At 60.3% G+C, this 23,579-nt stretch carries 30 protein-coding genes; all 30 read right to left on the reverse strand.

What is annotated here, in order from left to right; all coding sequences use genetic code 11:
* Position 1 precedes the first annotated feature (1 nt).
* The 30 genes from GFR01_RS05030 to GFR01_RS05175 all read right to left on the reverse strand — a co-directional run bounded on the left by GFR01_RS05030 (position 2) and on the right by GFR01_RS05175 (position 23,558).
* Positions 2-382, reverse strand: a complete 381-nt coding sequence (locus GFR01_RS05030; protein WP_099181495.1) for a hypothetical protein — start codon at positions 380-382, stop codon at positions 2-4.
* Positions 379-708 carry a hypothetical protein gene (locus GFR01_RS05035; protein ID WP_099181496.1) on the reverse strand — a complete coding sequence of 110 codons (330 nt, stop codon included), beginning with the start codon at positions 706-708 and terminating at the stop codon, positions 379-381. Before GFR01_RS05035 ends, GFR01_RS05030 begins: the two co-directional genes overlap by 4 nt.
* A complete protein-coding gene (locus GFR01_RS05040; RefSeq protein WP_099181497.1) occupies positions 705-890 on the reverse strand; it encodes a hypothetical protein in 186 nt (61 codons plus the stop codon). Before GFR01_RS05040 ends, GFR01_RS05035 begins: the two co-directional genes overlap by 4 nt.
* Positions 890-1,792: a hypothetical protein gene (locus GFR01_RS05045; protein WP_099181498.1), complete on the reverse strand. Its 903-nt coding sequence runs from the start codon at positions 1,790-1,792 to the stop codon at positions 890-892. Before GFR01_RS05045 ends, GFR01_RS05040 begins: the two co-directional genes overlap by 1 nt.
* Positions 1,793-2,335, reverse strand: coding sequence for a putative phage tail protein (locus tag GFR01_RS05050; protein WP_099181499.1), 543 nt, complete (start codon positions 2,333-2,335; stop codon positions 1,793-1,795).
* Entirely contained in the window at positions 2,332-3,405 is a 1,074-nt protein-coding gene (locus tag GFR01_RS05055) for a baseplate J/gp47 family protein (protein ID WP_099181500.1), read from the reverse strand. The genes GFR01_RS05050 and GFR01_RS05055 overlap by 4 nt, the downstream gene beginning before the upstream one ends.
* Complete coding sequence (locus tag GFR01_RS05060) at positions 3,402-3,890, reverse strand: phage GP46 family protein (RefSeq protein WP_099181501.1); 489 nt, start codon at positions 3,888-3,890, stop codon at positions 3,402-3,404. The genes GFR01_RS05055 and GFR01_RS05060 overlap by 4 nt, the downstream gene beginning before the upstream one ends.
* A 154-nt stretch (positions 3,891-4,044) precedes the next feature.
* Positions 4,045-4,602, reverse strand: coding sequence for a phage baseplate assembly protein domain-containing protein (locus GFR01_RS05065; protein ID WP_167384203.1), 558 nt, complete (start codon positions 4,600-4,602; stop codon positions 4,045-4,047).
* Positions 4,599-5,918 carry a phage baseplate assembly protein gene (locus GFR01_RS05070; RefSeq protein ID WP_099181503.1) on the reverse strand — a complete coding sequence of 440 codons (1,320 nt, stop codon included), beginning with the start codon at positions 5,916-5,918 and terminating at the stop codon, positions 4,599-4,601. The genes GFR01_RS05065 and GFR01_RS05070 overlap by 4 nt, the downstream gene beginning before the upstream one ends.
* Positions 5,915-7,318 carry a DNA circularization N-terminal domain-containing protein gene (locus GFR01_RS05075; protein ID WP_244902162.1) on the reverse strand — a complete coding sequence of 468 codons (1,404 nt, stop codon included), beginning with the start codon at positions 7,316-7,318 and terminating at the stop codon, positions 5,915-5,917. The genes GFR01_RS05070 and GFR01_RS05075 overlap by 4 nt, the downstream gene beginning before the upstream one ends.
* 1 nt (position 7,319) lies before the next feature.
* Entirely contained in the window at positions 7,320-9,410 is a 2,091-nt protein-coding gene (locus tag GFR01_RS05080) for a phage tail tape measure protein (RefSeq protein WP_099181504.1), read from the reverse strand.
* 130 nt (positions 9,411-9,540) lie between these two features.
* The gene (locus tag GFR01_RS05085; RefSeq protein ID WP_099181505.1) at positions 9,541-9,933 is read right to left on the reverse strand and encodes a hypothetical protein; all 393 of its coding nucleotides are present in this window, start codon (positions 9,931-9,933) and stop codon (positions 9,541-9,543) included.
* Entirely contained in the window at positions 9,930-10,286 is a 357-nt protein-coding gene (locus GFR01_RS05090) for a phage tail tube protein (protein WP_099181506.1), read from the reverse strand. Before GFR01_RS05090 ends, GFR01_RS05085 begins: the two co-directional genes overlap by 4 nt.
* 4 nt (positions 10,287-10,290) lie before the next feature.
* Complete coding sequence (locus GFR01_RS05095) at positions 10,291-11,790, reverse strand: phage tail sheath subtilisin-like domain-containing protein (RefSeq protein ID WP_099181507.1); 1,500 nt, start codon at positions 11,788-11,790, stop codon at positions 10,291-10,293.
* The gene (locus tag GFR01_RS05100; protein WP_099181508.1) at positions 11,783-12,001 is read right to left on the reverse strand and encodes a DUF2635 domain-containing protein; all 219 of its coding nucleotides are present in this window, start codon (positions 11,999-12,001) and stop codon (positions 11,783-11,785) included. Before GFR01_RS05100 ends, GFR01_RS05095 begins: the two co-directional genes overlap by 8 nt.
* On the reverse strand, positions 11,998-12,576 hold the full coding sequence (locus tag GFR01_RS05105; protein ID WP_145994555.1) for a hypothetical protein: 579 nt from the start codon (positions 12,574-12,576) through the stop codon (positions 11,998-12,000). Before GFR01_RS05105 ends, GFR01_RS05100 begins: the two co-directional genes overlap by 4 nt.
* The gene (locus tag GFR01_RS05110; RefSeq protein WP_099181510.1) at positions 12,573-12,995 is read right to left on the reverse strand and encodes a gp436 family protein; all 423 of its coding nucleotides are present in this window, start codon (positions 12,993-12,995) and stop codon (positions 12,573-12,575) included. The genes GFR01_RS05105 and GFR01_RS05110 overlap by 4 nt, the downstream gene beginning before the upstream one ends.
* Positions 12,995-13,306: a hypothetical protein gene (locus GFR01_RS05115; protein WP_099181511.1), complete on the reverse strand. Its 312-nt coding sequence runs from the start codon at positions 13,304-13,306 to the stop codon at positions 12,995-12,997. Before GFR01_RS05115 ends, GFR01_RS05110 begins: the two co-directional genes overlap by 1 nt.
* A gap of 12 nt (positions 13,307-13,318) precedes the next feature.
* Complete coding sequence (locus tag GFR01_RS05120; protein ID WP_099181512.1) at positions 13,319-14,254, reverse strand: Mu-like prophage major head subunit gpT family protein; 936 nt, start codon at positions 14,252-14,254, stop codon at positions 13,319-13,321.
* 3 nt (positions 14,255-14,257) lie between these two features.
* Positions 14,258-14,707, reverse strand: a complete 450-nt coding sequence (locus GFR01_RS05125; protein WP_099181513.1) for a hypothetical protein — start codon at positions 14,705-14,707, stop codon at positions 14,258-14,260.
* Entirely contained in the window at positions 14,707-15,654 is a 948-nt protein-coding gene (locus GFR01_RS05130) for a phage protease (RefSeq protein WP_167384204.1), read from the reverse strand. Before GFR01_RS05130 ends, GFR01_RS05125 begins: the two co-directional genes overlap by 1 nt.
* Before the next feature lie 224 nt (positions 15,655-15,878).
* Entirely contained in the window at positions 15,879-16,388 is a 510-nt protein-coding gene (locus tag GFR01_RS05135) for a phage virion morphogenesis protein (protein ID WP_099181515.1), read from the reverse strand.
* 141 nt (positions 16,389-16,529) lie between these two features.
* Positions 16,530-17,741, reverse strand: a complete 1,212-nt coding sequence (locus GFR01_RS05140; RefSeq protein WP_099181516.1) for a phage head morphogenesis protein — start codon at positions 17,739-17,741, stop codon at positions 16,530-16,532.
* The gene (locus tag GFR01_RS05145) at positions 17,734-19,461 is read right to left on the reverse strand and encodes a DUF935 domain-containing protein (protein WP_099181517.1); all 1,728 of its coding nucleotides are present in this window, start codon (positions 19,459-19,461) and stop codon (positions 17,734-17,736) included. The genes GFR01_RS05140 and GFR01_RS05145 overlap by 8 nt, the downstream gene beginning before the upstream one ends.
* The gene (locus tag GFR01_RS05150; protein WP_244902163.1) at positions 19,461-21,029 is read right to left on the reverse strand and encodes a hypothetical protein; all 1,569 of its coding nucleotides are present in this window, start codon (positions 21,027-21,029) and stop codon (positions 19,461-19,463) included. Before GFR01_RS05150 ends, GFR01_RS05145 begins: the two co-directional genes overlap by 1 nt.
* A complete protein-coding gene (locus tag GFR01_RS05155; RefSeq protein ID WP_099181518.1) occupies positions 21,026-21,601 on the reverse strand; it encodes a phage protein Gp27 family protein in 576 nt (191 codons plus the stop codon). The genes GFR01_RS05150 and GFR01_RS05155 overlap by 4 nt, the downstream gene beginning before the upstream one ends.
* Positions 21,602-21,604: 3 nt before the next feature.
* Entirely contained in the window at positions 21,605-21,916 is a 312-nt protein-coding gene (locus GFR01_RS05160; protein WP_099181519.1) for a hypothetical protein, read from the reverse strand.
* A gap of 121 nt (positions 21,917-22,037) precedes the next feature.
* Positions 22,038-22,358: a hypothetical protein gene (locus GFR01_RS05165; protein WP_099181520.1), complete on the reverse strand. Its 321-nt coding sequence runs from the start codon at positions 22,356-22,358 to the stop codon at positions 22,038-22,040.
* Positions 22,358-22,771 carry a hypothetical protein gene (locus GFR01_RS05170; protein ID WP_099181521.1) on the reverse strand — a complete coding sequence of 138 codons (414 nt, stop codon included), beginning with the start codon at positions 22,769-22,771 and terminating at the stop codon, positions 22,358-22,360. The genes GFR01_RS05165 and GFR01_RS05170 overlap by 1 nt, the downstream gene beginning before the upstream one ends.
* Positions 22,772-22,850: 79 nt before the next feature.
* Positions 22,851-23,558 carry a glycosyl hydrolase 108 family protein gene (locus GFR01_RS05175; protein ID WP_099181522.1) on the reverse strand — a complete coding sequence of 236 codons (708 nt, stop codon included), beginning with the start codon at positions 23,556-23,558 and terminating at the stop codon, positions 22,851-22,853.
* Positions 23,559-23,579 lie beyond the last annotated feature (21 nt).

A 23,579-nucleotide genomic window follows, 5' to 3' on the forward strand; every position in this document is an offset into this window, starting at 1 on the left:
CTCATGCCTCCTGGATCGGCCCGGTGCCGTTTTGGTAGAGTTCGCCCGATCCCGTGACGGGATCGTATCCGGTGGCCGTATCAGGCAGAGCCGTGGGCACCGTGAGATTTCCGGCCTCCGACACGCCCAGACGTGGCTTTCCACCGAGCAGCAGCGCTCCGTTTTTATCCAGAACTGCCAGTGACGCGCCGCCCAGAGACTGGGCGATACCTTCTGCCAGCCCCGTGACCGGAACCTGGGTTCCGTCAGAATAGGAAAACACAAGCTCGCCCGTGGTGGCGTTAAAGCCGATGGCCGTAACCTGAGCGGTCGCATCTGGCGTCCCGCCCGGACTGACCGTCACCGCAGCCACGCCTGCTGAATTGTTCACATCCACACTCATGATGCGCTCCCGGCACGCGTCACCGGCGTGCTGACCTGAATTGCAAATTGTTCGGAAAACTGGATCACACCGTCCGGCCGGAGGAACCTCAGATCACAGAACAGCCGACCGCACGGCCAGCTGATCGGACCTGATGCCCAGAGATTGACGATCCCGACGTGCCCGACTGGCGGGCGTCCCGACAGGTCTGCCACCAGCACACCCAGCGCGTCCCGGACCTGCGCAGTAATCGCAAAACCGGACAGATCAATCGGCGCGCCCGAACGATCAGCAATCCGACAGGAAATCTGGAACGTCTGGCCATTTCTGACCTGAAGCGCTGTCACTCGGACGCCTCATAAACAGAGCCGATCCGATAAGTGCCGTCAGGATCAGCGACGGCAGCCAGACCATCTCCTGGCTCCCACGCCTGCACGCCGTCCCACAGAACCCGGTTGACGACTGTGCCAGCTGGCGACCCGTCAACAGCAACGGTGCGATAAACTGCATATCCAATCACGGACGACATCAGCCCAACTCCCAAATCAGTATCCGACCCATTCCGCCAACCCCACCGGTCATGCTGCCAGCGCCTACAGTGCCCGTACCGCCTGCGCCCGCACCGAACCCGCTCGTCGGTCCGAGTGCTCCGTCAGATGCACTCGTGGTCGCATTGCCACTTCCGACGCCCATCTTGCTGTCTGGTCCGATTGGTGGAACCGGAACGCTCGCTGTAGTCCCGTCCGAATTGGGGATTAGGAATCCCGACGACCCGTTTGCCCCCTGCAACGCGTGGATCATCTGCATTCCGGTCGTCGGTGTGTATGTGACGGTTCCGCCAATACCCTGCCCAGTCCAGGCAGCTTTCCCGGCCGCAATGGAACCTGTCGTCGTGCCAGCACGGCCCCCGTTACACTGCACCAGACTACCAAACGAGGTGGTCCCACCATCGCTGCCGTCCGCCCCCCGATAACCCAGCCCCGGAGCGCCGATAGTCAGCTGCATGTTCGCAACTGGCAGGAGTGCCAGATTAATCAGGAGTTGCGCCCAGCTCCCGGCACCGCTCGCAGACCCGCAGGCCGCAGGGTTGGAACTGTTGCTGCCCCCCAGTGCACCGCCGCCGCCGCCGCCAGGGCCCTGCATCTGGACCAGCAGGGATTTGGCATCTGATCCTGGCGTGTACGTGCGGGAACTCGTGACATCCACAACCCGCAACAGCCGTCCCTTGGCGATCGCTTGCCAAAGCTGGGTTTCGTCGTTGGAAGATCCCGTCAGCCCCGATTGCTCGATGCAATGCATGACCTCATTGATGGTCGGGTTGAACACCGTTTCGTCCAGATCCGTGCCGTCCCGCTGCCCTGGAATGAGATTGGCAAACTGGCGACGGCCCTGAGCGTCCACAACATTGCCAGGCGCACTGATATAATCCACTCAGACCCACTCCCCATTGACGCGAAACAGCACGATCGTGTCGGCGGGTGCCGCCAGTTCGATCTGGGTTCTCAGGCCCGCGTTGTCCTCGGCCAGATCACAGAACCAGTAAAAACGGAGCGTGTGCTGGCTGCACGTGGCCGCACCGCACTTCGCCACACCGCAGATCGCGGGCTCCGGTTCCGTGACCGTGACGGCAATCCCGTAAGACGTTCCCATGCCCTCGATATCGACAATCCGAGCGCCGCCGGTTGCCGTCCACCGGGCCTGCAACAGAGCCCGCAGCTCGTCATCCGTGAGCGATCCCACATCCCGCCCGGATGGATCAGGCCCCAGTAGGTCCTGGTAGTCCTGCAACAGCAGAACTGACGTGCCCGGACAGAACTCGTTCTGAAGCGCCGCAACATCGCCTTCCAGGATGGCGCGGGCACTGGCAAACGCCTGCATCAATGCCGCGACGTTCGGGCCGGACAGCGCAGATCCCGGAGGAAGCAGGGAGCGCAGTTCGCTCGCAATCGTGTCAGCGGACCGTCCTACGATCATGATGCCGCTGCCCAGGTAATTGTTCCCAGAACAGCCCTTTGCGGGGCCACCAACTGAATATCTGCGGCCGGTGAGACCAGGACGTTCGATCCCGGTGCCGCTGCGTAAATTTTCGCCTGAAGCGCCTCAACCGAGATCAGAGGCGCAACACCGAGCCCCAGATAATACGGTGACAGGGCGTTGGTGACGGCCGCGCGGTTCGCCGCGGTGTCAGAGGCCAGCTTGATCGTCAGATCCTGCGGAACAACTACGGTCGCAACGGCCGTGAAATTCGCCCGGACCGGAGCAGATGCCGCGATCACACTCTGCATCTGCGCAACCTGTGCAGCCGTCGGAGCGACACCCAGAACCAGCTCGAAGATCACCCCGACGGTCCCGATACCGACCCAGCCTTTCACAACGTCCACCAGAACAGCGCCGCCGCCCGTGGCCCATTTCGTGTAATCTGCAACCGTTCCCGAACCCGGTGGCGTCCGGACGGACGCGATAATACGCGCACGCCAGCTCTCAACGCCCTCAATCGCCGCACCACCTGCAAAGCCGTTCGCATCCACGGCAACAGACGAGACGCCCGCAATCGGTGACAGCAATGTCAGGCCAGTGCCGCCCAGCAGGTTCCCGGCCGTTCCCGTTGTGGTGCAGGTCGCGTCCACTGTCGCGGTTGCACCGGCTGCAATCGTTAGCGCCTCATTGGTCGCCCATTGAACCGACCCATCAGACGTCAGCAATGTCCCGGCCGGGATCGTGACGGACGCGCTGGCCGTAAACACAACCATCCCGACCGCAGCCGTCGCCGGATTGCGCGGCGTCCGCCACATCAGGGCATGATCGGGCAATTTCCCGTTTTCGGTCGCCGTCGTGACAATGACTTCCAGCAGGCAATCCCGAATGAACAGATAGATTTCGTAGTCAGACAGCCCATGCAGAACAGCCAGAACCTGCTCGAACGTGGCCGGTGCTGTCGCATCCAGTGTGACGATCGTGCCATCCTGTGCCTGGAACTGCTGCCCGGCCAGCGCCGTGATAAACCGCTGCGCCAGCGTCTGCGGTGTCGGGATCTGCGCACTCACAGCGTCTGCACCTGTGCGGAAACACCATAATCCTGCGCACTGACAGTGACGTTCAACCGCCCGCGCTGTGTGCCCCAGGCCGCAGACGTATCAATCTCGATCCCATGATAATCCGCTATCGGCTCGACCGCCTCCGCGGCCGCGTTCTCGACGTCCTGCCGCGTTGTTTCGTCCTGCTTCCCGCGCTCATACAGCCAGAACCGGTTCCCCAGACGCTGCCCGTCCGGCAGCAACACATCTCCCGGCCAGCCACGACGTGAAAAAACGCCGCCCTCGGTTCCGGCCGGAGCCGTCAGAAGTTCTGGAATAACGTCGTCTGTATCGGCGCGACGGTCTGACCCCATCGCGATCAGCAGGGAAGACACGGGCGTGCGGTCAACCGCAATCCGCCCGCGCCCGTTGCCGGTCGGCACGATCATCAGATCACATGCGCCCGTAAGCGCATTGATCCCAATCTGCATTGTGCAAAACGTCGTCGTCGGCATAGGCGCGACTATTCGCCAGAGCCGGGAACGCGATAACGGTCCGGGATCATACCCCCGGATTTACTGCGCTTCAGAAACTGTAAAACAGACGTGTCCATGCCGGGGCATCGTGCCCGCCGGATCTGTCCCCGTTCAGGGAAGCGATTGCACCCCGTTACTGCGGTTTGCCCGTAGTCCCTGAACCCGTCTGAACCCCGGAATGCGTATGTGTGGACAGGGAAATCCCGGCACCCTTCACATCGCCCTGAGCCACGATCGTCTCCGTGACCGTCAGCTTCCCGGTAATCGCGACCCCGTCTGGCGTCACGTCCAGAACCGTCTGCCCACCGATTGAAACCAGCAGTTCCTGATGCGCGTCAACCCTGACGATCTTGCCGTCCTGAAGATAGATTTTCTGACCAACAGAATCATACTGGCAGCTTTCGCCAGCCGTCAGGCCACCCATCCGGGCCGCAGCCGGATTGGCAGGTGGCAGCGCAATCACATCAGACGGATCAGAGCCCACCTGGATCAGGTGCGTGATCGCCCCATCCAACGGCACGGACGACGCGAACCCGAACGGCTGCCAGACCGGCACCTGGCTCCGCACCTGCCCATAATGCGCCTGCAACGTCAGCAGCTGCTCCGGCCCGGTATCGTCCAGATCCTCGACAACTGCCCGGACGTGCTGCCCCCTCAGTGCGTGGTGCAACTCTGTCAGCGGATCGCTCACGATTTCCCCCAGGTCGTTCCCGTAGTCGTTTTTCTGCGTCCGGATGTCGGCGGTGTATCTGCCTCGCCACTCAGGTCGTACGCGTCAGGCGGAACAACGGAGATCCGTGCTTCTTCGCCATGCCCCGTGTTCGCCCATGTCACAGCGCCGATCAGCATGTCGCCATTGAGGCCATTGTACCAATCCTGAACAGGAACCAGCATGTTCGGCCGCCACAGCGCACCGGTGGCATCGAGCACGCCTGGCACCGTATAAACAAACGCCTCGGAATGAGCGCGGGCCGTGCGATACCGCCAGTCTGCCTGATCCTGAAGCGACCACGGGTCCGCCGCCTGGCGCGCGGGCGTACGCTTGCGTTTCGGTGCCCGCGTGCCGGTCTGATAGGCCGCATTCCCGGCCGGTGCCGTTGTCCCTTGTCCCTGCGCCACGCTGTCGAGTGTCGGATTGGCGCTGTTCTGCGTCGCAGCGGACGCGCCACTCTGGGTTTTCGCCATGTGGACAATCGGCCGGAAGCGTTTGACGCCCGGATCAACGCAATGCCCGATCCGGCATGACGCCCCCAGCTCTTTCGCGCGGTGCCCGTTCGTCAGCGTCGTCTGCCCTGGAACTGAACCCACGTTCAACGCCGATTTAGAGCCCCTTAAAACGCTGTTAAACTGTCCCTTGACGTAGACATCCGAATGCCGTTCCGAGATCTGTGCCTCCATATGGCTGACATTCCCGCCCGGATAGACCAGCTTGTCCTGAACCCGTGTCGTTCCGGCTTTTGTCAGCAGCAGCTTGCCCAGACCGTCAGACGTGACCAGCACGCCACGCTGCCGCGACAGACGCTCAACCGCCCCCAGAACAGTGTCAGTCTGCTCCAGTGCCACCAGCGTAAAGGGGGCGCCGGTTTCAACCTGACGGGAGACCGTCACGCCATAGGGGCTGGTCAGATGCCCGATGACCGTCTCCAGAGCAATCTGACGATACTCGGCCGGTCCAACCGGATTGGCTGTGCAGTCCACCAGATCCCCGGTCTTGTCACGTCCGGAAACTGTGACTGACAGATCTCGGTCAGATCCGGAAGAGTTCAGCCCTTTGACAAACCCTTTCAACACGACAACGCTGTGGATCTCGATTTCCACTGCGTCGTGCATTTTGACGGTTGGCTGATAGCTGCTGTCTTCCGGGACTTTTTCCGCCAGGGTAAATCGAAACACGCCCGCCAGATCTGCCAGATCAATGCCCGCCTCGCAGGTTGTCCAGTTATGAATGGCCTTGCCATTAACCCGCACAATCCAGTTCCGGGCATGCGCCGTGACGGTCTCGCTCATTGCTCCAGAACCTCCACGGTGCCAGGACCAACAGCGCCCGGATGCGAAATTCCGTTACGTGTCACCAGATCGTCCAGAACCGTCTGCACCTGCGAAACGTCGTCACCGGCAATGGCATAGGCCAGCGTCCAGGCAGACATCTGCGCCGGAACGGTGACCGCCACCACACTCGGCAAACGGCCCACCTGGGCGGAACAGTCAGCAATCAGCGCAATTCTGGCCGCCCGTACCGCCGTCCACAAACCACTCAGCGAAACACCACACCCGGCAGAAGCAGCGCTTTCCAGATCTGCAATCAGACCATCCAGCCCCGCCAGATAAATATCACGAGCGGCAATCGCATCCGCGCCACTGACAAAATCCAGACCGCCCCAACATGCCAAAATCTGCGACACCGTGATTGCGCGGACAGCAACCGCCACCCCCTGCACCTGTCCTGGCACACCTGAAACAGCGGCAAGCGTGGTGGCAGACGTCGCAATCTGATCGGCCCCAGACAACAACAGCGCCCCGATCGCCGCAGCAGTCACTGTGTCTGATGTATCCCCGACAACTGCCTGCGCCGGTGCCACCACACTCTCATCCGGATCTGTCACCGCGTTGGCCAGAGCAACAGGAACACCCGCAAACGCGCCCACAACCGCATTGGCGTAATCGGTCGAACTGTTATCCGCAGGTGCCGAAACACCCGCAGACAGCGTGGCAAGGGGCGTCGTCACCGCTGCCTGGATCGGCTGCGGCGCACTGGCCGTCAGACCGTCCCAGATCCCACTCGCCTCGGAGATCAAAGAATTGACGCCGCCTGCCAGGGCCAGTGGAATAGCCAATGGGGCCAGCACACCCTGAACCGCCAGTGTGGCCTCATCCACCAGATCGTCAGCCTTTTCCAAAAGACTGTTCAGCGTGTCCGTAATCTTCGAGAGGAGACCACCCGTGGTGGATTTTGCAGGTTCCCTGATGACCGAGACCGAAAACCGCGCCAGCCGGATCTGACTGGACGAAAACGAGATCTCGCCCGGCTCCACGATCCGCACCCGCAGACGGCCCCACCACGGGTGAACCAGCGTTTGCGGCCCTTTCTTCAGGAGAACCTTGCGCATCCGCGTCGCACGGATGACGTAATCGTCCCCCGAAAGGAACCCCGTCAGGTGCAGCGGCGCATCCAGTGCCCCGAAGTCCTGGAAGAGCTGATCCTCGACCGGCCGTTCCGGAAACAGAAACCGCTGAACCCGACGTCCAGCAGCTTCCCGGCTGTCCAGGCAGTCAAAAACCACACCACCAAGCGCAGCCGATCCGAGAAGACTGGACAGGGCATTCCCAACCAGAGAACCCACACCGGGGATCTGAGACAGTACGGACGCAGAAGACCCCAGACCGAACGTCGAAAGAGAACCACTCATCTCAGGGCCTGTTCATCATACGGCCGCCCGAAGGCAGCACGGTGGTTTTGACGTGTGGATGGGGCGAAGCGTGGACAGCCAGTCCAGGCGCATGCGTCACATGCACTTCCAGTGGCTGATGCGCAGGCAGACCATGCCAACCCGGCCCCGTCGTCGGGACTGTTAGGGGACCGCGAATGGTCGGAGATCCCGGCATCTTCGGGTCCATATGCGTGAAAGCCCCGGAGATCGAGCCACTGACCCGATCTCCCCAACCCGCAACCCAGTGCTCAAATGACGTGAACCCGGCCTTGATATGATCCCAGTTATGGTAGAGCGCATATCCGAGAAGGGCAGCCGCCCCGACGACGATTCCGATCTCAGCCGTAGCCGCGATCCCGGCAATCCCGATCCCTTCGAGCGCAACAGTAATGATGCCAGCACCCGCCTTGATCGGACCTGCTACAGCGCCAAGAGCCCCAAGACCTGCGACGGCTGCCAGCGACCCACCCGCAAGTCCAAGAATGCCCGTGGTCAGGCCAGGCAGATGCTTGTCAGAGCCCTCCATCGCCTCGGTCAGCCCGTGGAAGCCGACCGTCACGCCATGCAGGATAGGCGCAAAACCAATCCCCATACGTCGCTCCAGCTGCTCCCAGCTCTCATCAAATGACGTCGTCTGAATTTTCAGCGTTTTGATACCGGTCTCGAAATCCCGATCAATCACACTCTGGTTTGCCCCAGACGTCCGACGATGGATCTCTTCATACTGATCCATGTGCATCAGGATCGCCTGGACGAACCCACGGTCCTGCTCATTGTTGAACAGCGTTCCCAAGGCTCTCCGATCCTGTCCTCGATGCGTGATCCGGTCCACCACCCGGAGCACTGCCAGCATCGGATCTTCACCATGCCGCCGCGCATGGTCTTCCAGCCCAAACAGATCCACCCCGTAGTGTTGAAACCGCTTGGCCGTGTGTGGACTGGTGATGGCCTGAATAAACGCACGTGCGTCTGTGGTCGCTTCCCCTTCGGTACCCGTGGATTTCCGCACGACAGCAAGCGCTGCCCCCAAATCGTCCACGCCTGATCGACCGTGCACGCCCAGAGCACCGGCAGCAGCGGCCACCTGAGGCAGCAAAGGGGCCAGCTTTTCAAACGGAAGGTCAGCCGATTTCCCGGCCAGTGCGACAGAAGCCAGTGCACCACCCAACTGCTGGTCACTGATCCCCATGTTTTCCTGAAGGGCGAATGTCGATTTCGCAACCGCGTCTGGAGCCGCGTTATAGGCCGTGGCAATATGAGCCACCACTGGCATCACAGCATTCAGGCGCGCCTGGCTATATCCCTCACGCGAGAAGAAGCCTGCGCCTTCTGCCAGATCCTCGCCCCGCTGCCCCGTTTCCCGAGCAAGACGATCCATCTGCGTTGCGAAGGCGGCCGCAAACGCGTCATTCGCCGCACCGTGCAGATCCAGACCAATCCCGATATGCCTGATGGTATTGTCGTATTCCGCAGCGGCTTTGACTGGCTCGACCAATCCGAACCCGGCCGCAGCCGCGCCAAACGCCTGCCCAACACCGCGTTCCACCGATTCGTGAAAATGCCCGGCCGCGTCCATAACGCGCCGCCCATAACGAGACCGGCCTTCCGGTTCTTCCTCTTCTTCAGAAGACCGGCGTCGCCCTCCGCCAATCTGCGGAACCTGCTCGACAGCCCGTGTCGTACGTTCAGCTGCGGCCGTCACGGCCTCCAGCCCCGTCACTGCCTCAGAGGTGCCAATACGGGTCCGCGCCAGACTTTCCTCCAGAACGGTAGCCCCCATGGCCGTCCGTTCCAGCGCCGATCCGGCCTCAGTCGCAGTCGCGGCCGTGACCCCGAGCCCTTCGCCCAGAATATCAGCCGAACCCGTTGCCCGGCTCATCGCTTCAGAGAGAACGTCCGTCTGCTCCGCACAACGCGGAACGGGCTCCCAGACGCTGTCAAACGCGCTGTTCTGCCCCAGACGATCCAGGCTGGACGTCAAACGCCCAACCATTTGTTCGATCCGCTCGACCGGCCCTGACAGCTTGTCGAGCAGTGTCAGTTCGAACTGTGCTGTCAAAGTGCCGGACATTATTCCCCGCTCGTCTCTCTGCGGACCTGGTCCGCATATTCAGAACAGGACCCGGCCCAGAACCGCAGTTCCCCAGACGTCAACGCCCGGAGATCCTGCCGTCCAAAATTCAGGTTATGAGCAACCGCCGCTAGGAGGACGTTCCAACCTTCGGGCCATCGTCCGTAAAAACGTTGATCACGCCTGTGGCACGGATGTAGTCGCGGGCAGACAGCTTGCGCAGCACCTTCTCACCGGCCGGTCCTGAATGACCGGTGGATGCACCCAGCAGGAACAACGTGCGAGATCCCGCCTTCGGCAGATTGGAGCTGTCGATGATGTCTCCGGCATCCAGCTCACGGAACACCAGTTCGGACACCGTAACCGTGTTTTCGCCCTCGGAAGTCGATCCCTTCAAACTAACCACACGCGTCAGCGGCATCAGAACAGTGCCGTCATCCTGCCAGGTGCAGCCATTCGGCAATTTCGGCAGAACAGGATCAGCCGCTACGGAAAGGGCAGTTTTGACAGCCAGCTTGCTCATGTCAGTTCCTGATAGGTGTTGAAGGTCCAGTTGATCTGGGCCTGTCCGTTGTCCTGGGCGTCCGGAAACGTCTTCACGTACGCATCCGAAATCGTCCAGGTCTGGCCAGTATCGGCCTGAAGCTGAAGCTCCCCTTCACCGAGGGAAGGATCAAACTCGGTCAGAGACACATCCGGCGTGATCAGGACCGTCGCCTGAACCATGCCCGGATTGTACTGCTGACTGCGCAGGGTCCGCCGTCCGGCATTGACGTCATTGTTCTGCTGTCCGGGCAGCCGAAAACGGATGCCTTTCTGGACGTCATAGGTTTTCCCACGCCAGACGAGCGCGATTGTTCCAATAGTCTGCGTCACGGCGTTACACCTGCATCTGGAGTTGGTTTGCCAGCACGATCAGGCTGCCCATGGGCTTGATCGGTAGCGTCGAATTGACCCGGTTCCGGTCGCTCGTGTCTCGCTTGAAAACAGCTGTCGGACCGAGCGTCGCCACGTCATCAATCCAACCCTGCAACTCGTAGAGTTTGCACTGCGCCACCCACGATGCCTGAAGCGTTCGGCACGTCACGACGCCAGGCGTATTCGCCAGCGGAGAACTGTCGTCAGCCAGTTTGGCGTTGTAGTAATTCGCCGTGACGTACGTGTTCCACTCATAGCGGACGCGTGCTCCGATCGCTGGGATCATCACATCCCATACGCCTGAGGCCAGTCCGGTCGTGGGATCAGTCTGGCGTGTGGTGACAACACGTTCGAAATTGACTGTTCCGTCACGATTGAGCGTGAGCGTCGTGCAGCCTGCTGTCAGAAGCACGTTGCGCTGCGTCGAGCTGAATTGCGATGACGCGGGCGGCCCTAGCCCTGACAGTCCGTTCAGAGCGATACCCCGCAACTGTCGGGACGGATCGCTGTTCAGAGACTGGCTACCCTGTGCCGCACAGACTGCGGCCAGTACCCAGGGGGACCAATACGGACCCTGCGCACCGATCAGGACAAGCTCTTCCGCCGTGGAGAACTGAGCTGCCAGTGCCTGGATCTGGGCCTGCGTGCCCGTGTAGGCCGCCCAGACACGCGCGTCTTTTGCAACCATCGCGTTGTTGCGACGGCGCGCCTCAAGAACAGCCGCAGAAATATTGGCAGCATCATGTCCCGTCAGAACAATGTCCGAATACCAGGTCTCACCCAGTGCCTGGAGCGCTGGCGTAATATCCGGAAGCCCGGCACCGTTCTGCATCGGACTGGTCGCGATCGTCAGGCCGGGCACCTGATCTGCCGTTCTCGTCGTCGTGCGGATTTCACAGTTGCCGCCGCTGGCGTCGCCTGTTTCTCCGGCCGTCAGCGTGACGACTGCACCTGACACCGTCGCCGTCAGTCCGCACGCAATTTTCAGGACAGTCCCGTTAGCACCGGAGGCCTGCGTATTCAGAGACGCCAGCAGTGCAGCGGCGGCGGCCGTAGCCGACGCACCGGACGCCACAGCAAAAGTGAAGCGGTTCCCGCCAATCATGACTGCGCCGGTTCCAGCAGAGGTTGCCGTCCCGGAGAAGGTGATAGAGCCGACGGCCGCAACGCCTCCGGTCGCAGGAGCAACACCCACCGCGTCCAGAACAATATCCGAACGCTCTGTGCTGAATGCGTTGATCGCCTGTGTCAGAACAGTGCCAACACCAAACAGACCCGCCGCAGTGCCGGATGTGACGTTACGATAGACCGTATTGACCGAAGCGGAACCGCCGCTCACCTGCCCAACGATCACGACCCGCAACGGCATTCCAGCCAATGTATCCTGGGACGGCACATCCTTTATTTCGGTGTAGGAGCCGGGAACGGCCCATTCACCAGGGATCTGCACAAAATCAACCATTGCTCTTGCCCCCTTCAGGCGTAGCCGGAGCGGCCGGTGCCCCCAGACTGACAGGCTTGTCGCTCTGATCGGCCTGCTCCACGTCACCGTCCCGCAGCGCACGCGCCCAGTACGGATCAGCCGGATTGATCAGAAATTTCTCAGGAACCGCCTGTCCGGCCGGAGACAGCACAAGCCGCCCCGCCGCAGGACGAACCAGAACTGTCGTCACGGTGTTTCTCCCGTGCTGTCCACGTACGTCTGGGACAGCGTTTTGAGTGTATCGAGCTGCGCCAGGTACTCTGGCGTATCAAAGGAAAGGCCGGGGATCGTGACCTGCAACTGGACGGACGCCACATTGTCCTCCAGCCATTCCTGCTCGCCGGTTGTCGTCAGCTGACGAACCTCGCAGGTGCCAAGTCCTTTGACCTTCATGCCATGCAGCCCCAGAGCCGCCACGGCACTCAAGCCAAGAATGCCCGGCAGTGTCCCGTCTCCGAAATATGCCTCCAGACCAGGCTGCTGACGGGTCAAAAGCACCAGATAGAATTGCGCATCCCCTCGGAAATTGGCCCCGACCCGCTGCGCTGGCGGGCACCCCATAAAGCCCAGTCCCACCATCGGCATGCGCCGTGTCAGTTCTTTCCAGTCCGCAAGCGTCGCCCGTGGTGGAATAACCGCGTGCTCGTAAACCGCCGGATCAAACAGCTCTTCAAGGCGCTTTCGGATCGTCCCAAAAGCGACCGCAAGCGAACCCCCGGCAATCAGCATGTCTGGATACTGGTTGTCAGAAAATACCCGGTTCACCACAGACGCCCTCCAGACTGCATAGCCTGCCGTCTACTGATCCGGGACCAGGACTTGCTTTCATTGGCAGGTGTCTGTCCGTCCAACGTCACTGTCCCGCGCGAAATATGCGTGAGCCATTCCACAGCATCCTTGCGGTCCAGACGCATCTGTTCCGTTGGCTGGGAGGCTCCCGTCTGGGCCAGCGCATAGCGTGCGATCCGGCAGCAGGCATCCGCAATGCTATTCGGCGGCGTTGCAAGCGGTGTTGCAAAACGCCGGTTCAGATAGCTGTCGATCAATGATGACGCATTCGTCAGTGCCAAGGTCACCTTGGCCTGATCAATACCGTTTTTCGGCATCCCTTCAGGCGTGGTGTTCGCGATCAGCTCGCGTTCACCAAACCGGTCGATCATGTCACTGACGGATGCGTACGGCATCAAAGGACCTCGATCACTTCCAGAAGAGGCTCTTTCGTCAGGGCATCCATCTCATCAGTGGAAAAATGCCCATCGGCATAGACCGCGACGGGAGGATGAACGACACCAGCACGGCGCAGCCCTGGCTGACGTGAGACAATGATGATCTGTCCCGAAACAGGCTCCAGATCGGACGTCCGCATGGACAGGAACTCTACACGCGGCGTTGGGGGCAGCAGTTCTTGTTCCGGCAGATCCTCCGGCCTCGGTGGCAGCACTTCATCAGGCAGATCAGTCGACTTCGCAGCCGGTGTGCTCTTTTTCGCAGTCATGCGTCTTTCCCCTTACAGATGCGAACAGACAACCGGCTTGGCGGTGCCCTTCCAGGGGTTGGACCCGCTGACCCACGTCTTGCCATCCGGAGCCAGAACAGGAACCTGGTCGGACGTCATCAGTCCGTTGGCCTGCCCCTCAAGGGCAGAAGGCACCATGAGAATGTTCGGCTTGATGCCATATGGAGTGCCATCGACACGACGTTGGCCCGCCATGGCCGCACGGGCTGCCCCGTAGGTGTCGCTGTTCAGCGGACGGGTAGAAGCGTAAGCCAGCTGCCACAGTCCAAAGCCAGCGTTGCAGCGGCCGTCCGTTCCCCACAGGAACTGCTTGTTGCGGAACACATTGTCATCATCCAGCGCCGTCTTGGACGTGATGCTGAAGTCACGACGATTCTGGAAAATCATCGGCTGCAACGGCTGGTTCGTATCAAACAGGAACCACATTGGTCCTGCCGTCTCAGTGCCCTGCGGGGTGCTGATATTGGCGTAACTGATCGTGTCGCCGTTCGCATCGGACGTCTCGTGATCCGTGTCGAAGAAGTTCTGGCCATCCCAGCACTTCGTCGTCGTGCCCTTCTTCAGAAGGCCGAAAACGAGTAGATCCGGAAAGTCACCGGCATTCTTTCCCAGCTGCTGCACGCCGATATTGAAGATGCCGAACTGGTCATCGTCGATATCGTCGCGATCAATGCCGATCGTGCCTTCAAACGTCTTGTTCTCGATGGAAAATCCACCAGTCTTCATGCTGTGGATGACGCGATCGCCCAGCCACTCCCGAAGACCCGGAATTTCATCCAGCTTAGGGTAGAAGTTCGCACGCGAGGTGGACGGGATAACCATCGAAATCGTCTTGAACATCGACGGCGCGGTCTGGAGAAACTGGTTGAACTGGGTGCGAACACCCACGTCCAGAGTCCGCATGAAAGGACCAGAAATTTCTGCCATGGATCAGATCTCCGTGTAAGGCGTGCCGTCAGCGTCGATGCCTGCAAAGACACCAACCTGGAGACGGGCCGTGCCGCCCTCCGGCGTTTGTGTGAGGGATACGGTCTCATCATCGACCGCATAGACAGGCTTGCCCTTGTCCGCCCAGGTCGGAGCCGTGTCGGAGAACGGCAGGTCATAACAGCCGGTCAGACAGTCCACCGCCGTATCGCCACCAACGCCCGGACCTGTGCCTGGGAAATTCGCCGTGTTGATCTGCGCGTGTCGCGCCAGACCCAGAATGGCCACCAGCGCGGACGGCGTCCCCGTGGAACCGGCCGGAACCAGCGTGCCGTCTGCGCAGACGGCCGTGATGGAATTGCGATAGAGCGCAAATCCTGTAGCAACCTTGCCGGAGAACTGCGGGGAGCGTGGCCCCATCTTCTGACGAAGCGTGCGATCAGCGGTCAGCATCAGACATCACCCCGCATTTTCTTCATGTCCTCGACCTTGATGCCAAGGAGCCCAGCCACCTTGGTGTCGTCGTCGCTGGCGGATGTCTTGCGCTGCGTATGGCGTTCGACTGAGGTTCCGAGCTTGGGCAGGCCAGAAATGATCTTCTCGGCAGAAGCCGGGTTCTGCATATGCAGGGTGATCAGCTCGGCCTTCATGTCCTCGGTGATGACAGCGCCGCCATCGGCCGCAGTCTTCAGAGCCGCTTCAGCCGCTGTGCGAGACGCCTGTTCCTGAAGTGTCTTCACCTGTGCCTCAAGGGCCGTCACCTGCTGCGCATGCGTCTGCACCGCAGATGTCTTGGCCTTCAGACCCGTCACAATCGCCTCTACGGTCTGCTCACCGCTCAGGCCAGCAAGTCCGACGACCTGTGTATGAAGCTGAAGGGCCTGACCGGCACGGGACAAAGCCGCTTCCAGATCTGCCTGCGGAGTATTTTCGGGGAGGCCAAGCCTCCGCGCGATGTCGGAGGGGTTCATCCCGGTCTCCTGTGTGTGAAGTTCAGTGAGCGTCAGGTTCGGCAGGTTGGTCAGGCTGGCGCGAACCAGACGCGTGACCGCTTTACCAGACGCATCAACGGCAAAAGCAGGTGAAACCCCCCGATAGGCTTTGTCCTGCATCAGGGCATTGCCACGACGGTTCCAGTCCACACGTCCCCAGATCCCGTCCTGGCGAGCCTGAAGCTCGACGATCCAGCCCACGGCCGGAGCGCTGCCGCCTTTTACGGCCGCCAGATCCGTTGCGTGGTTTTCATCCAGGACAAGCCGCTTTTGTCCCTGCATGGTGTGCAGGATCAGTTTCTCGGCATCCGGTACCGTATAAGGGCCACGACCATCCGTGCCCCGGAAGTCACCGGCAGGAAGCAGGTGTATCCATTGCGGAACATCGTTGCCCTCGGGCAGGGTCATGTGGAGATGAAGGTTTCTCATGAACCAGCACACTGCCGGTTCGTGTCAGCGCTGCTAACGGTCCGGGTTCATACCCCCGAAATTCCGTCCTGCATATTTCGCGCGACAGGCCCATGAAAGCCCTTTTGCCCCTCCGGTTCTACCGGAAAGACCTGAAACGCGCTCTAGACCCGTCTTAAACTGTTTTAAACGTGTTCAAAAACTCAATCAGCACCCACGGTTCGTCAGCGCGGCCTCATTGCCCGCCGAAGGAACCCTTCAAGCTCTGTGAGAACATCCTCGCGGTCCTCAGAGGTGAATGCGAGGTATGGCCGCGCCGGAACCGTCACGCTGCCCCTGTGAAACAGGCTGCCACCCATTTCGAACGAAAGCTGCTTGGCATTTTTGGGTTTGATCACCGCGCCAAACTGATGAACGGCGGCATAGACCTTGTTTGATCCCCACCGCAGAACCGGTCCGGACGCCTGAGCAGTCAAAGAACCGTACAGCCCTGCATTGAAATTTGGCCCGCGCAGAATGCCCGGTCCTTCTTTCGTCAAAGCATACTGCGGGTTCAGAGGTTTGAACGGCTGCCCCTGCGGATCGACTTCCTGTTCAATGCGATGCCGGGTGCTGGTCAGAACGATATGCCCCACAGCTTTCAGAACATTCTCAGGGTTCCGGCCGATGCCCGCAATGCGTTCCAGTGTGTCCCGCATGGGCTGGAATGATCCCGTCAGACTGATGCTCGCCATGCTTGCAATCCTTTTACCCGCAGGAGTACAGTCCAAACCGCGACGCACGGTGACACGGTGATAAATCTACCGGCCGTAGCACTGCCCCGTTCAGGAGCAGGAGCGCCATGTGGGTTTTTGTAGGCCCACCCGTGCGTCGCATCACTGTTCAAAATCCGGAAGGTCAGCCCCTCTGCCGAACAGAGGGGAGTGCTTCCGAAGCCAACGCCGCACATCCTTGGCGCTGATCCGTTGGAACGACTGAAGATAGTTCTTCGTCCCATCTCCTGTGCGCTTCACAACGATATTAAACAGCTTGTCCTTATGGGACGTCACCATCCGGACATGCAGCGGCGTATTCCCTGGCAACACTACGCCAGGCGCACCGATCATGCCGGGAAGGTCCACATAATGGGGCTCGACCTCACCATGCTTGATATTCTTGCTCAGCGTATCGTCTGACAGGATCACGTCAGCTGTCTCAGACCCCAGAACATGCTGCACTTCCGCAGGCATGGTCCCGGCCGTGACTTCACCATGTGCCCCTGGCTTCAGCAGCGCTTCCACATCCTTGACCTGCTGCGCCTCCCGATCAGCTGGAACAGTCACGTGATGCGACGGTGGCGCGGTGGGTCTCGGCTCCAGTTTCGGCTGAACGGCCGTGCGGGCCTTCTGATTGTCCAGCCACGCCTTGCCCGGATTATACGCGAATGAGGGATCAATCCCTTTGGGGACCATCTCCGTTCGCCCGGTTGCCGGGTTCTTCCAGGGGCGCAGATCCAGCGGCGGTGCTTCAGAAATCGTCCAGCCATTCCGCTTCAGCTGCGAGCGCGTGACCGGCTCAACCGTGCAATGACAGTGCCAGCCATTCGGCGGGAAATGCGTATCCCACCACGGGTCGTCGTTCGCCAGAACCAGTCCGTCCCAGGCAACATGCTCCGGCCGGGGATGCGGGCAGGTATGATGCCGGTAGCGCCATGCCGGGAAAATATCCCGTGCTTCCTCGGTCGCCAGCTGGGCATACTGACCGGCCGCATAGGCTGTCGTCAGATTGGTGTTGTAGATGATCTTGGCCCGCCAGGCCGGATCACTACCATGCTGCCAGCCGTTCTTCGCAACAATCCTGTCGAAGTCCTGCTGGAAGTCATGCAGCGTCGTGCCATCGGTCAAAGCACGGTTTACAGCCGTCTTAAGATCCGTCAGCAACGCCTGAGAAGCCGCACCGGCAACGGAAAATCCGACCGAATGCGCTTTGTCCATCACCTCGCCAAAGCGCTCGGTCGGCACCAGAGCCTTCTGACGAAAGAACGAAATAGCCTCACTCGGCGCCAGCGCAGCTCCATCCAGAAGAGCGTGGTCGAAACCGTCAGCCACGACGCTGCATCTGCTGAAGCATCTGTGCCTGTCCGGCGAGTTGTGCGATTGCCATGCCGGTGCTGACGGCTTCAGCAAACTCTTCGTCCGGCAACTTCAGTCCGGCCAGGCGGCCTTTCATCTCCTCCAGGCTCCCGGACGTTTCCACCACTTCGCGGGCGGCATCCGTCATCTTCGACAGACCAGCCATCGCATCACGTCCCAGGCGCTGCGTCATCAACTCGATCAGCTGCGGCCCCTCGGACTGAACATGCAGATCCACGAGCCTCCCGATCTGCGTATGCAACGCGACGCGTTCCGGGTCCTGGGCAGGCTGAACCTGGACATTCTGATCCTCATCCCGTGGCTGCTTGACCGACGGCGGCGTCACCGTGCCCGGCTGGTCGCGTGGTGGCTCGATCGTCCCCGGCTTGGCCTGAGGCGCAATAACGGGCTGCGGCTGGGCAGCAAGCCCCACAACCTCGTCGCCTTCTTCAGGCGGGTTAAGGGCTAACCGGTCATAAAGATCCTGCGCCCGAACCTTCCAGCCTTGCGGCCCGGCATACTGAATAAACTTGATCAGTTCATCCAGCGTCGGTTCATCCGGGCGGCCGATCGCAAGGATTGGATATTTTTCCTGTGGGCCAAAGGTGAAATCCACCATGACCTGGATAATCTGCTCATTGACCGTATGAGCCAGAAGCATCGCATCAGCCCGCTCAATATCCTCCTGGACAAGCCGATGCGTCTTGCTGGAGGCGTGCGCGCCCTGATGGCTGTCTGCCGTTCCGGTCTGACCCAGCACCGCCTTGGAAATCTGTTCGTCAAACCAGCGGATACGGCTCAGATGCAGTTCATGGGAGCCCGCGCCACCCTTCGGTTCAACAAACTCAACCTCCATTCCTTTTGGAATGATAGCCGCGCAGGACCCTGCAATATCCGTGACGGCCTGCCACAGAACGTCCCGGTCTTCTTCTGTGCTTTCCGGCCCATACGTGCCAATCCGCATGGGAAGGCCATAGTTCTGAACAAAGATGCTCCAGTCCCGAAGCGTGAACATCTTGAACATCACAGCCCAAGCCACAGCACGCGTCAGGCCGCTCTGGATTGTCAGTCCCGACCAGCTGGGATGTCGATGAATGACCATCTTTCGTGCGGGAAGTTCTGCCAGACCGGCCATGGGATAGCCGTCCTCGATCCCCGAAGCGCTCTGGCCCTCCATACTGCGAAGGTTGACGGTTTCCCCGTCTTGATAAGAGATCTCGAACCAGCGCTGCGGGCGAAACTGGAAACCGCACGGCCGGTTGTTCCCCGGTTCCAGCTTCCAGTCGATCTCCAGAACACTGAAGCCCTTTCCGATGGCATCCAGCATATCGAACAGGGAACGCCGAAGCACTCCGGTCTCAACCCAGTCCCGAACCCAGTCCGCAATCTTCTTGCCACGCTTGCTGTCATCAGCTGGCGTGACCGTAATCGGCAACTGGGAAACGGACCGCTTCCGGGTCCCGAGAACGCCCAGATAATGCAGATCCCGCCGCTCGATTTCTGCCGCGATTTCCTGCCAGGCCTGACTATCTCCCTGATCGGCCGCCCGCATCAGACTACCAAGAGAGGCAGGATTCATTCCCGCCATTGGTGTGCTGACAGCCGCTGGTCTCAATCCAACCATAGTGGGCGGAGCAACGGGCCTCTTTAGAAGATCCTGCGGGATCGGACGCCCTTCAGCATCAAGCAGAGCCATCAGTTAAGCCTCCCACGAATGCCGTAATTATCGAGGCCAGTGTGCCGCCTGGACCGCTCTTCCGCTATTTCCTGCTGCACCGGCCAAGTACCCGCTCTGCGCTCATCATCCGCCGCACTCGCATAAGGAGAGGGCGCTGCCCGATAGCCATATTCTTCCGGATCGGCCCTGCTGGCCGCATAAGCCATGGCGAGCGCAATCGCAGCATCACCGTGCCGCTTGCCGGTGCCACCTTCGCTCCGCTGATCTGGTACACGCGCGACACCTCGAACCAGCTTCAGGGCGCGAATGTCATCATGAATTTCCTGGTCTGCTGGAAGCGTAAGTGTTGCATCTTCAAACGCCGCTTTCATGGGCGGCATCTCATCACGGTACCAGCCCTCAGAAAGCATGACCGCTTCAACGCGGGAGCCGTACCGTTGCACCGTCACTTCAGCCAGATATTGGCCGTTACCACGTCCGTCCATCTTACCCGCCCGAAAACGGGGCAGACGGTCCAGAACATAATGCAGGATCTGCTTCTGCTGCTCGAAGGGCGTGTTGCGCAATTCAACAACCAGCACTGTCGCCCGGTCTGTATTGGGCCGCATCTGAAGAACCCAGATCACAGTCAGATCGCCTGAACGACCGAAGTCCTCGCCAAAAACATGCGATGCTTTTGGGTCCAGCCCGTCCAGAACAGGCGCAAGTTCTTCTTCACAGAATGAGCGGGCTTCAAGCTCACGAAGGCGATCTGCCATCAGCGTAAATGCCGCGTCACAGGCCCATCGCTTGACTGGAACGGCCTTGTCGCTCCGGGCGTCAATGAGCGCCAGGGGAATATATGCCCCGGTAGACGGGTTCGGGATACAGAACAGCTCTTCGTCCGCATTATCCTGATAAAACGCCAGCATTTCGGTTCGCCAGGCATCCTGTCCGGCCTGCGTCCATTCAATGCCCTGAGCCTCACAGATCTTGTGATACACGCCGTCCCGCAATGCATCATCCAGCGTGATCCGGATCAGATGATACGGCACTTTTTTGGCGCGGATCTTCTGCACAAGGACATTGAACGGGTTCTGATCCCCGTCATGGGTACTGATGATCAGAACCTTCCCGCCCCAGATCAGCAGCGCCATGGCGGCCTTCAGTAGCTCGTCCAGATCATCATGGAACGCGGCCTCATCCAGAATAACCAGTCCCTGCATTCCTCGAAGCGCTCGCGCACGGGAAGGAAGTGCGAGGATCTTGTGCCCCGATGCCAGATCCAGCCGGAAAACCTTGGTGTCCTTCTCAGGGTGCTCTGGATCTCGCCAGAAGGATTCCTGCACAGTCGCCACGACGTCTTGCATCGTCGCGGCATGTTCGGCGCAGTAATCAATAAATTCCCGCGCCATTTCGAGATTATAGCCCATATAAAAGACGTCCATGCCGCCTTCGCCACGTGCCGTCGCCGCCGTGATGTCAGCAATGAAGGACGCGGCCCAGGACAAGCCCGTACGGCGGCTTTTCTCCACCACGACCACCTTGTGGTCCCGAACGGCCTGCATAGTCTCGGATTGGTAACGCAGGAAAACTGGCTGGCTCATTTGACGCCGAACGCTCCTGCCATAAGAGCCGCTGCCGTCTCGGCAGACAGACCCTGCTTCTTTGCGATGACACCAATATTTTCCTTGGCTTCCGCCTGAAGCATCTCGCGAACCTGTCGCTCAACCTCGGCCCGATATTCCGCATCCGTCTTACTGGCCTTGGACAAGCTCTCCAGAGCCTTAGCCACAAGGGAAATCCCCATAGGATCGCGCTTGGCAAATGCCTGTCCGCCCTTGGACAGTTCGGACGGGTCTCCCTCCTGAGCCTTCATAAACAGGTCAAGAATGGCCGTGTGCATCAGCTCAATATTCAGCTGCGCATTCCGTCCGATTTCCGCTGCTCCCAACCGTCCGACCAGAGCCGTCGCGACATCGCGCGAACGACGCATTTGCACGCCCAGCCGGTCAAGGTTCTGAATATGACGTCCTAGTGCCGAACGGCTGATTTCGACACCGTCCAGTTCAGCCAATGCCGCCAGAATTTCATCAATGGTTGAGCCACCATCACGCAACTGGCCAATCCGCTCCCGGATCTCATCCGGCATACGATCAATCGAAGACGGCCGCGCCATGATTTACAGTGGCTTCCGAGAGGCGACACCGGGAACGGCTCGCTCGTTATCACGTGCCTGCAAGCCCTCGACTGTCAGTGTGGCAACCCAGAGTGGCCGTCCAGGCGCCAGCGGATAGCGTTCCAGCGTGACACAGCCTTCACGTTCCAGATGCTCCAGATCTTCCTGAATGTCTTGCGCCTGCGCAGGATGGCCCATGGCCCGGATGCACTTCAGAACAATGTCTGCGTTCAGACGACGGTCTGCCATCTGCGCAATCGCGTCCAAAACATACCAGCGACGGTTTTCAACCAAGACCTGACGAACAGCGTTCACAGCCGCTCTCCCCGAGATAAATGAGTGGTAGGCGGGCAACTGAGGTTATCGGCCGTCACGCCCAGAAAGGCACCCGCCAAAAAAGCCACAGCGATGATTGCCACCTCGAATAAAACGCTTTTCATGGCTTTCTCAGATGCCCTTCAACAATCAGGTGCAGGAGCTTGTTTGACTGCTCCTGGTCATTGGAAATTTTCTGGAGCATTTGCGCCGTGTGCCGGTCACGCTCTTCATTCGCAGCGTGCTCTCGCTCAAGAATGGCATGCCCTTGCTCCAGGCTGGCGTGCCCTCGTTCCAGGCTAATGATGCGCCGCTCGATTGTCAGATGCCGCAACAGCGCAACCACCGCCCAGACGGTGAGGACCAGCCCAAAAATCAGGGCAATGATCATCACCGGCCAAGGCAACACCACGCTCGCGGCCACATGGGCCGCGTCGCCCATCAGCTTGCGGCAGGCTCGACAGACGCACCCTCGGTCTGCGCACCAGAAGCTGCGTCGTCAGACGTCGCATCCGTAAGCTGATCCAGGGGAACCAGCGTCGTCGCCAGATCGTAAATCGCCGATTTCAGGTGGCTCTGCACAGCGTCGAGAGACGGCACGGAGACACCGGCTGCGACGGCCAGAGTGGCAAACTCGGAAATCGCGGTCTGAACCAGAGGGTTTTCGCTTTCAAAGGTTTTGAAAGACGTCACCAGATGGTCAATGCCACCATTCGTGGCCGTCACGGCCGAACGGACAGCCTGATTGGCAATCTTCTGGTACCGCGCCCCTTTGCCGGAAATCGCGCTGGCAATGACCGGAGTAATCAGCGCACCAATGGACGCAAGAGACGTGAGATTGAGCTTAACGGCCATGTCGGCCTCCCTGGGTGCGCCGCGTTCTCGCGCAGGTACGTTGACCGGCCGGTGCGCGCCCGCAGCACGGCCAGAACCGTTAGGCGAGCGCGGGCATTGCCGTCAGAAGAGCAACAGCAGCCTCAACACGCTGATCCAGCCGCCCGAGCCACCCTCGACCGAACTGGGCAAAACCCTTGAATGAGCGATAAGCCGCTTCCTGCTGGCTGGCACACGCATAAATCAGTACCCGCAGCCGCGCGTCCTGGGCTTTGACGGCCTTCAGTGTGCCCGGACCGATAATGCCATCAGACGTCACACCCAGATCATCCTGAAGACGACGCCGATATCGGTCTGACAATGACAGGAGAATGTCCTGAACGGGCGCGCGCAGAACTGCGGCAAGCGTCAGTTCGCCAATATCGCCGTCAATCTGCTCAGGCTGCATACACAGCACGCGCTGCAACTGCTTGGCAGCCCGCGCCACGCCGCAGTTAAACGCAAAGTCAAACAGCAGCAGATCCACACCAGCCGGAAGCTGATCGCCATTGATCGCCCGCCAGTAAAGACACCGCGAAATAGCGTTGAACTGATCCTGTGTGATGGACTGCATGACAGTCTTCGTGACCATCGACGCGTCGCCCAGCCACCGCACCATGACAGGCGCAGAAATCCCGCGCATCGTGCCAACGAGGTTGCCTTGGCCTACAGCGCCAAAGGTCCAGTTCCCCGCATCAGAGTGCAGACACTGGTAAAGCCCCTCGCGCGAGGCGGTAAATTGTGCGGCGATATCGAAATTGAAATCCATGCCCCGACATTAGGCGGGGAG

It is taken from the genome of Gluconobacter frateurii (assembly GCF_002723955.1).
In the GTDB taxonomy this organism is placed as follows: Bacteria; Pseudomonadota; Alphaproteobacteria; order Acetobacterales; family Acetobacteraceae; genus Gluconobacter; species Gluconobacter frateurii.